Annotated in this window: 2 protein-coding genes; one reads left to right on the top strand and one right to left on the bottom strand. The window is 76.2% G+C overall.

Annotated elements, in window-relative coordinates:
- Nucleotides 1-895 (top strand): glycosyltransferase (locus CH341_RS31190; RefSeq protein ID WP_146604709.1); only part of this gene is annotated, 895 nt, incomplete at its 5' end.
- Here the strand turns inward: CH341_RS31190 and CH341_RS31185 are convergent.
- Nucleotides 868-1,477, bottom strand: a 610-nt coding sequence (locus CH341_RS31185; protein WP_146604708.1) for a glycosyltransferase, incomplete at its 5' end; no start/stop codon positions are given. The genes CH341_RS31190 and CH341_RS31185 overlap by 28 nt on opposite strands.

Genomic DNA, 1,477 nt, shown 5'->3' with positions numbered 1-1,477 from the left:
GGCGGCCCGCGACCCGCGGGTGCGAATCCTCGAGACCCACCGCCGCGGCCTGGTCGCGGCCCTCAATGCGGCGCTGGCGGCCGCCGCGGGACCGTTTCTGGCCCGGCTCGACGCCGACGACGTCGCGACGCCGGGCCGTCTCACGCGTCAGCTCGCCGTGATGGAGGCGCGGCCGGCGCTGGGCCTGCTCGGCTCCTGGGCCGAGAAGATCGACGCCGACGGCCGCCCGATCGGGCAGCTCACCCCGGAGGCGGATCCGGAGACGCTGGTCGCCCTGCTGGCGCGGACGAACCCGTTCATCCATTCCTCGCTGATGCTGCGCACCGACCTGGTGCGGCGCCTCGGCGGCTACCGGGCCGCCTTCGAGGCGGCCGAGGACTACGACCTGTGGCTGCGTCTGGCCGAGGTGGCCGAGGTCGCCAACCTGCCGGAGCCGCTGATCCGCTATCGCTGGCACGCCGCCAACGTGTCGACCCGCAAGGAGGTTCGCCAGTGCTTCTCGGTGCGGCTGGCGCAGCGCGCCGCCGCCGCCCGACGGGCCGGTGCGGACGATCCGGCCGCCGCGCTGGCGGGGCCCCCGGATTTTTTCGACCCGGCCTGCGATCGGACGTTCTTCGCCGACGACGCCAAGCTCTATCGGGTGCTGGCGCTGGCCGATCCGGCGGCGCCGGAGCCCACCGCTCCGCTCGACCTCGCCCCCCTGCTGGCGCCGTCGACCCCATTGTCACATCGCGAGCGCAAGCTCGCCCAGCGGGCCGTCGCGGTGCTGTTGCAGCGGCCGGAGCTCGCCCGCGACGTCGGCGCCGCGCGGCTGGCGTGGCACGCCTTGCGGCTGCACCCGGCGCGCGCCGCGACGCTCGCCTGGCGCTACGTCACCGGCCGGGCCAGCGCCTGAGCCTCGGCACAGTCGCGCGCCGGCAGGGCGCCGGCCTTGGCCGCCGTCGACACGATCAGCTCCGCGGCCGTTTCAAGCCCGGCATAGAGATCGGGGCGCGCGCCGTAGGCGGCGCCGTTCGCCGACCATGCCGCACGCCGGATCGGATCGGCCGCTGCGGCGAGCGCCGCCGCGAAAGCCTTTTCGTCGAACGGCTCGGGCAGCACCAGGCCGGCCTCCGCCGCGGCGACGTGCTCGGCATAGCCGCACAGGCCGGCGGCGATCACGGGCAGGCCGTTCACCACGGCCTCCAGGATGACGGTGCCGGTGGTGTCGAGCCGGGCCGGATGGACCAGCAGGTCGGCCGCGGCCATCACGGCAGGCACGTCTTCGCGATGGCCGAGCCAGCGCACCCGCGCGGCGACGCCCGACCGTTCGGCCAGCCGCACCACGTCGCGGGCGGCCTTGTCGGTCGCCGACAGGCCGGCGACCAGCAGGCACGCCTCCGGCCGGGCCGCGAGGGCCCGGACGGTGCGGTCGAGCCCCTTGGTCGCGGGCTGGACGCCGACCGCGAGCCACGCCGTCTCCGCGGCGAGCCCGAGG

This window comes from Rhodoplanes roseus (assembly GCF_003258865.1).
In the GTDB taxonomy this organism is placed as follows: domain Bacteria; phylum Pseudomonadota; class Alphaproteobacteria; order Rhizobiales; family Xanthobacteraceae; genus Rhodoplanes; species Rhodoplanes roseus.
Note: the sequence above shows the minus strand (reverse complement) of the source record. Positions and strands in the feature narration are given on the sequence as shown.